Annotated in this window: 8 protein-coding genes; 4 read left to right on the top strand and 4 right to left on the bottom strand. The window is 55.2% G+C overall.

Annotation, left to right across the window (positions count from 1 at the left end; all coding sequences use genetic code 11):
* On the top strand, positions 1–338 hold a 338-nt coding region (locus tag AC1RDQ_RS25175; RefSeq protein WP_492588396.1), incomplete at its 5' end, for a polysaccharide biosynthesis protein.
* Between the two features lie 112 nt (positions 339–450).
* On the top strand, positions 451–780 hold the full coding sequence (locus tag AC1RDQ_RS25170; protein ID WP_489339038.1) for a ComEA family DNA-binding protein: 330 nt from the start codon (positions 451–453) through the stop codon (positions 778–780).
* 67 nt (positions 781–847) lie between these two features.
* Here AC1RDQ_RS25170 and AC1RDQ_RS25165 read toward each other — a convergent pair whose 3' ends face one another.
* Positions 848–2,140 carry a Wzz/FepE/Etk N-terminal domain-containing protein gene (locus tag AC1RDQ_RS25165; protein ID WP_492588395.1) on the bottom strand — a complete coding sequence of 431 codons (1,293 nt, stop codon included), beginning with the start codon at positions 2,138–2,140 and terminating at the stop codon, positions 848–850.
* Between the two features lie 404 nt (positions 2,141–2,544).
* Here AC1RDQ_RS25165 and AC1RDQ_RS25160 point away from each other — a divergent pair, with 404 nt between their 5' ends.
* Positions 2,545–3,339, top strand: coding sequence for an SDR family NAD(P)-dependent oxidoreductase (locus AC1RDQ_RS25160; protein WP_492588394.1), 795 nt, complete (start codon positions 2,545–2,547; stop codon positions 3,337–3,339).
* A gap of 32 nt (positions 3,340–3,371) precedes the next feature.
* Positions 3,372–4,646: a beta-ketoacyl-ACP synthase II gene (gene fabF, locus AC1RDQ_RS25155; protein ID WP_492588393.1), complete on the top strand. Its 1,275-nt coding sequence runs from the start codon at positions 3,372–3,374 to the stop codon at positions 4,644–4,646.
* Here fabF and AC1RDQ_RS25150 read toward each other — a convergent pair.
* From AC1RDQ_RS25150 to eat, 3 genes are all read right to left on the bottom strand, one after another.
* Positions 4,643–5,200 carry a TetR/AcrR family transcriptional regulator gene (locus AC1RDQ_RS25150; protein ID WP_057713786.1) on the bottom strand — a complete coding sequence of 186 codons (558 nt, stop codon included), beginning with the start codon at positions 5,198–5,200 and terminating at the stop codon, positions 4,643–4,645. The genes fabF and AC1RDQ_RS25150 overlap by 4 nt on opposite strands.
* 166 nt (positions 5,201–5,366) lie before the next feature.
* Positions 5,367–5,534, bottom strand: a complete 168-nt coding sequence (locus AC1RDQ_RS25145; RefSeq protein WP_007985427.1) for a DUF2897 family protein — start codon at positions 5,532–5,534, stop codon at positions 5,367–5,369.
* A gap of 141 nt (positions 5,535–5,675) precedes the next feature.
* Positions 5,676–7,040, bottom strand: coding sequence for an ethanolamine permease (eat, locus tag AC1RDQ_RS25140; RefSeq protein WP_102671961.1), 1,365 nt, complete (start codon positions 7,038–7,040; stop codon positions 5,676–5,678).
* Between the last annotated feature and the right edge of the window lie 251 nt (positions 7,041–7,291).

Below are 7,291 nucleotides of genomic sequence, written 5' to 3'. Positions count from 1 at the left end.
AGATGATCCATTTGTCCGGCCTGAGCGTCCGCTCGGAAAAAAACCTGAATGGTGACATCGCTATCGAATTCACCGGGCTGCGTCCGGGCGAGAAGCTTTACGAAGAGCTGCTGATCGGTGACAACGTGGCGGCCACTCAGCACCCGATGATCATGACGGCCAACGAGGATCACCTGTCCTGGGATTTGCTGAAGGTCAAGTTGACCGAGTTGCTCGCTGCGGTGGATCAGGACGACTATGCGCGCGTCCGCCAGCTGTTGCGCGACACGGTCAGCGGCTATGCCCCAGACGGAGAGATTGTCGACTGGATCTACCAGCAGCGCCGCCTCGAACCCTGATTGTTTCATATCCTGTAACGTACACGTTTTTGACAGTCCCATGACATAGCCTAAGTTTAGAGAGCAGCTTAGGAAAAGCTTCTTCTTTCAATTCATGTCATGGAGCATCATCATGCGCAAAGGTTACTTCTACTCTTTGGTTTTTGCCCTTTTGAGCGGCGCTTCTGTTGCAGCTATTGCTGCTCCGGAAGCTAAAGCTGTTGAGTCTTCCGTGGTCACGGAAGCTGGTACTAGAGCGAAGGCCAATAAAGTTGATCTCAATGGTGCAGATGCACCAACACTTCAACGTGAGCTAGCCGGTGTTGGGGAGGCGAAGGCCAAGGCAATTGTTGCGTATCGTGACAATAATGGGCCGTTTGCGTCAGTGGATGAACTCCTTGAGGTCAAGGGGATTGGTAAGGCAATTCTGGAAAGTAACCGAGACAAGATTGAAGTGAATTAATCGCGAGAGTAATAAAAAGGCCGATCATTGATCGGCCTTTTTATTAGAGCGGGAAATAAGCTTGCAGCTAGTCTGCAGTGCTTTTGTCAGTCGGTTTTTTAGGCAGCATGATTGTCCGGGCAGCAGCGAGCATTGTTCCGAGCATCAGTCCGAATATCAAACCTAAGCCAACGATTAACGCTTTCTTCGGCTTGATAGGGGCTTGCGGGGGAGACGCCGGTCTGTCGATATTAACCAGATTAAATTGTTCAAAATTGACATGCAGGTTTTTCAGGTGTGCCAGCTCTTCCCGGATCTCACCTAAGCCTTTTAAGAACAGCTCTTCGTTATTACGCTGTTTAAGCAAGGCAACTTTCCGGTTATTGGCGAGGAGGTTAAGCTCCTTCTGGATTTCATCAACGCGAGGCTCAGTAAAGTCATCGGAGTTTCGGGAGACGAGTGTTGTGCGCTCTGCTTCAAGTGCCGACTGACCCATAAAATAAAGAGGTATTTGTTGGTTGCTTACTTCTGTACGAATCATGTTGCCTTGCCTTGTCTGCCCAGCCTCTCCAAGGGCAGATGGCGTGGTAGGCGCAACAATTCCCAGCTTTTTGGCAATCGATATTGCCTCATCCAACTGTTTCACACGATTTTGTCGACGAGTTTGCAATTGTTGCCGTAGGGCTTTGAGTTCGTCTTGTAGAGTTTCTTTTTTTAACTGATCCTTTTCAAGGAGTTCTGCGATTTCCGAGTCTTTGTTGGCTTCGTATGCAGCTTTCTTGGATAACAGCTTTCTTTCTGTTTGCGCGATCCGGTTCTCAACAAGAGTTTTAAAGTCCGCTTCGACCTTCTCTTTTTCGCGCTTGACTACAAACTCGGTAAAGTTGTTAACAATAGCCACCCCATCCACGCCAGATGGATACTCTACGCTAAATTTAATTGCCTCCGAAAGATTAGAGGTTTTTTTAGGGTCGATTTGCTCAACCGTAAACGCATTAGTATTGAAGCGTTCGAGGGTCTCTTCGATTGACTTGCCGTCGACTTGTATGGGAGCGAGTAAATCCGGATTGGTCTGGAAGAAACTTAAACGTTCGGTATAAGAACCCATGGACGAACCAATACGTCTTAAGGCTTGCTCTGGTTGAATCTTATAAAGACCGGATTCGTTTAACATATCCAAATCTGCAGTCGCTACAGGCCTGATTTCGTTCTGAACTTTATATTGAGGTTGCGCCGTTAATGCATAAGTTATTGCGGCTGCTGTGGAAAGCCCGGTGAAGAGTAGAATAATCCTTCTTTGGTTCCATAAGTCGCGAAGAAATTCTGTAATATCGATTTCATGACGCTCACTGTCAGGACGTATTTTTGTAGGGAAGTTCATGAAACCCTCAAGTCACAAAAAGTCAGCTGGCGTTGAGAAATGCTCTATCGGTCTTCGCTGACTGTGTTGGTGAAAAATATTTAGAAATATTTTGCATTCTCCCGTATCTACATTCTGGCGGCAAGCTGTTGACAAGTTAAACTGCTATTTATGCAGTCTATTCCTACTCGGCGGAGCCGGCAGAATCCACGGGATGCGGCAGCCAGGTCTTTGATGCGCTGCTGTAAGCGTTCGAATTACCGTTGTGCTGAAGGAAGGGACAGGAAGGGGCCATATTTTGGGGCTTGTCCGCTTGTCCGCTTGTCCGCTTGTCCGCGCAGTAAAATTATGCGTGTAATAAATCGTTTGAATTATGCGTATAATAAAATCCTTGTTCTCATCCTCGTGTCCCCAGGAGCATAGTCATGAATACTACCCAGTTCCAAGGTACAGCCCTCGTCACTGGCGCTTCATCCGGCATCGGGGCGATCTACGCCATGCGTCTGGCTGCGCGTGGTTTTAATTTGTTGCTGGTTGCTCGCGATCAGGATCGCCTTGAAGCCGCCGCCAGCAAGCTGCGCGCCGAGCACGGTGTTCAGGTGGAAGTTCTCAAGGCTGATTTGACCCAAAGCGCGGACGTTCTGAAGCTTGAACAACGGTTACGCAGCGATTCAAGTATCAGCCTCTTGCTCAATAACGCGGGTGTGGCGGCGGATGGACTTTTGGCTAATGCCAATCTGGATCAACTGGAACGCTTGATTCAGTTGAACGTCACAACCGTCACGCGGCTTGCCTCAGCAGCAGCCGCAAGCTTTGCCAAGGCGGGGCGAGGAACGATCATTAATATTGCTTCAGTTGTCGCGCTGTACCCTGAGCGCTTCAACGCGACGTACAGCGCCAGCAAGGCATATGTTCTGAGCTTGACTCAGTCTTTGAACGCCGAACTGGACGGCACCGGCGTCAAGGTTCAAGCCGTTCTGCCAGGCGTCACACGTACTGAAATATGGGAACGCTCCGGTATCGATGCTTCACAAATTCCGGCGGATATGGTGATGGAGGCGGGGGAGATGGTTGATGCCGCGTTGGCGGGCCTGGATCAGGGTGAGTTGATCACCATTCCTTCGTTACCGGACGCAGCCGATTGGGATGCCTTTGTAGCGGCGCGTCTAGTCCTGGCGCCAAATCTTTCCAAAAGCAAAGCTGCCGCACGTTACAAGTGAGGCGCCATCCATTGGCTTGAGGTGTGAGCGGTATGAGTGATCGTCGAGTGGTTGTTACGGGCATGGGGCTGGTGTCTCCGTTGGGCTGTGGTGTTGATGCTGTCTGGGAACGTTTGTTGGCGGGACGTTCAGGCTTGCGAAATTTGCCTGACAACGTGGTTGCCGATTTACCGGCCAAGGTTGGCGGGGTGGTGCCGACACTGGCAGATGATGCCAAGGCCGGTTTCAATCCGGACCTCGCAACGCCGCCCAAAGAACAGAAAAAAATGGACCGATTCATTCTGTTCGCGATGGAGGCTGCGCGTCAGGCTCTGGAGCAGGCCGGCTGGCAGGCGCTCGACGCCGAAGCCCAGGAGCGCACGGCAACCATCATCGGGTCCGGCGTCGGTGGTTTTGGCGCGATTGCGGATGCGGTACGTACGACCGACAGCCGTGGGCCGCGACGCTTGTCTCCGTTCACAATTCCTTCGTTTTTGGTCAATCTCGCGGCCGGCCATGTCTCGATAGCGCATGGCTTCAAAGGTCCATTGGGTGCGCCAGTTACGGCTTGCGCGGCCGGTGTGCAGGCAATCGGCGATGCGGCGCGTTTGATTCGTGCGGGGGAAGCGGACATTGCGGTATGCGGTGGCGCCGAAGCGGCGATCGATCGGGTCAGCCTTGCCGGGTTTGCGGCTGCTCGCGCCTTGTCCAGCGCTTACAACGAAACGCCTGAGCGCGCTTCGCGACCGTTCGACAGTGGTCGAGATGGATTTGTCATGGGAGAAGGGGCCGGGCTGCTGGTCATCGAGTCTCTGGACCATGCACTGGCCCGGGGGGCACACCCGCTGGCGGAGCTGGTCGGCTACGGCACCAGCGCCGATGCCTTTCACCTGACCGCCGGCCCCGAGGACGGCAGCGGTGCGCGGCGAGCGATGTCGTTGGCGTTGGCACAAGCAGGTGTTTCACCGGCTCAGGTTCAGCATCTGAATGCGCATGCAACCTCGACTCCGGTGGGGGATCTGGGAGAGCTGGCGGCGATCAAGGCATTGTTCGGCGCGCAAAACGGCATCGCCGTGACGTCGACCAAGTCGGCGACCGGGCATTTGCTCGGTGCAGCGGGTGGACTCGAAGCGATCTTTACGCTGCTGGCGATCCGCGACCAGATCGTGCCGGCGACCCTCAACTTCGAAAACCCGGACCCTGCCGCTGAAGGCGTGGACATCGTTCATGGCAATGCTCGGCCGATGGCCATCGAATACGCATTGTCCAACGGCTTCGGATTTGGCGGGGTCAATGCCAGTGTGCTGTTCAAGCGTTGGCAGGGTTAATCCTGCGAGTGTTTGAGGTGTTCGCGTGCGACGTCGAGAATCCGTTGGGCAAATTCGGCGTCGGCAACGCTACGCGATAACAGCAAGGCGCCGACCAGCGTAGACATGATCACAATGCTGCGCTCGGCGCTCCGCTCTCCGTCAAGGGTGTGCTGGATCTGATCGAGTCGCGCCTGGAGCACGACATCGCTGGTTGGACTCGGTTGACCACGCAGTCCCAGTTCCGAAGAAATGGTCAACAGCGGGCAGCCTTCCTGAGGTGAGGTTTGATGCCATTCGGACAGATAAGCGTCGATGAAGGATTCGAGTGGATGCTCCTCGGCGAAGATTTGCGCGCACAACTCGTCGACTTGTGCGCCAGCCTCTTGCAAGGCTTTCTCTACCAGTTCGTCTTTGGACTTGAAGTGCGAGTAAAAGCCACCGTGGGTCAAGCCCAGTGCTTTCATCAGGGGTTGCAGCCCGGTCGCGCCGATACCATCGCGTCGAAATCGCGCTGAAGCTTCTTTGATTATGCGTTGGTGGGTCTGGGCTTTATGGTCCTGCGAGTAACGCATCTGATATCTCCGCATCAATGCGGACATATTAACCAATGAAAATTGCATGGTGACTGTACTTCTACTTCTAAAAAACATGCAGATGCTTCGATATAGGTCAAAAGCGGCATGATTTCAGGTGCTTTCACGCAAAAACAAACCCCGCCGTTCCAGGCGGGGTTTTCAGTCAGCGGTCCTGCGCTTCCTTGGCGTCCATTTCCGCATTGCGTTCGGCGACGCGCTTACGTTGCTCTTCGGTCAGTTCGACCTTGTTGGCGGTGTCGCGCAGCAGCATCAGACCACCAACGATCGAGCCGATGGCAACGACCAGAATCAACCAGGCATACCAGGGCATAGGACTCTCCTTGAAAGCAGGCGGGTTGGCGAGGGTTCGCCAACCGATCGTGCATACCACTTTGAGTGATGGGGTTTTGTCGCAGTTCCATCGCTATTACTCCCATTCTATGCCTGTTGTTCAAGGTTCACTCGAACGCTTTCAATGTCCGGTCAACATCGCATCCGCCGGTGCGTCGGCGCGCAATTGAGCGGTTAGCATGAAGTACAGGAAACCGGCCGCCATGAACCCCAGGAAGATCAGGCCGATCAATGTGTTGAACCAGGCCATCGCCACCAGGCACACCACCGCCAGCATCAGTGCAATGAACGGCACCAGCGGGTAGCACGGGGCGCGGAAGGTGCGCTCCAGGTTCGGCTCGGTTTTACGCAGTTTGAACAGGCTGAGCATGCTCATGATGTACATCACGATGGCGCCGAACACGGCCATGGTGATCATCGCGGCGGTCAGTGTCATGCCGCCGAGGTTGATCAGGCCGTCGCTGTAGATGGCTGCAATGCCGATCACACCGCCGGCGATGATTGCCCGGTGCGGGGTTTGAAAACGCGACAATCTGGCCAGGGACGCCGGCAGGTAACCGGCCCGGGCGAGGGCGAAGAACTGCCGCGAGTAGCCGAGGATGATCCCGTGGAAACTCGCCACCAGGCCGAACAGGCCGATCCACACCAGCATGTGCAGCCAGCCCGAGCTTTCGCCGACCACGGTTTTCATTGCCTGCGGCAGCGGGTCGTTGATGTTCGACAGGGTGCGCCAGTCACCGACACCACCGGCGAAGAACATCACACCCATCGCCAGCAGCACAAGGGTCAGAATACCGCTGATGTAAGCCTTGGGAATCGTGCGTTTCGGGTCCTTGGCTTCTTCGGCGGCCATGGCTGCGCCTTCGATGGCGAGGAAGAACCAGATGGCAAAGGGGATGGCCGCGAACATCCCGGCAATCGCCGGGGCGCCGAACACGTCGGAGCCGGCCCAGCCATTGAGCGCGAAGTTGCTGAAGCTGAATGCCGGTGCGACCACGCCCATGAACACCAGCAATTCAGCGACCGCCAACACGCAGACCACCAGTTCGAAGGTCGCTGCCAGTTTCACGCCGAGGATGTTGAGGCCCATGAATACGAGGTAGGCACCGACTGCCGCGTGTTTCGGGTCCAAGGCAGGAAACTGGACATTGAGGTAGGCGCCGATGGCCAGGGCAATCGCCGGTGGGGCGAAGACGAATTCGATCAGTGTCGCCAGTCCGGCGATCAAGCCGCCTTTCTCGCCAAAGGCGCGACGACTGTAGGCAAAGGGACCGCCAGCGTGAGGAATGGCGGTGGTCAGTTCGGTGAAGCTGAAAATGAAGCAGGTGTACATGGTGGCGACCATGAACGAAGTCACCAGAAAGCCCAAGGTTCCGGCCACGCCCCAGCCATAGCTCCAGCCGAAATACTCTCCGGAAATCACCAGCCCGACCGCAATGCCCCACAGGTGCAAGGTGCCCAGCGTGGGTTTGAGTTGTGTGTTCATGGGTTTGCTCCCTGAGTGGTTTGGAAAGCTCAGGGGAGGCCAGTGCAGTGGGCGTGCCATTTCGCGATTGCACGTCGTAATGGGCTGAAAGCTGTCGTATCGGGGATGTTCGCCACTGGATGCGCGAATATTGTGCGTCAGTCAGGGGCGCGCCGGTTTCAAATGCGGCTTTCGCGAGCAAGCCCGCATACCCGCTCCCCACACCGCTGCAACGCGCAGGCTTGGTGTTTCAATGCCGGTGCGGGCAGCGG

The organism is Pseudomonas sp. GW823-FHT02E01 (assembly GCF_058797535.1).
The sequence above is the reverse complement of the archived record's forward strand: the minus strand, read 5'-3'. Positions and strand labels throughout refer to the sequence as shown.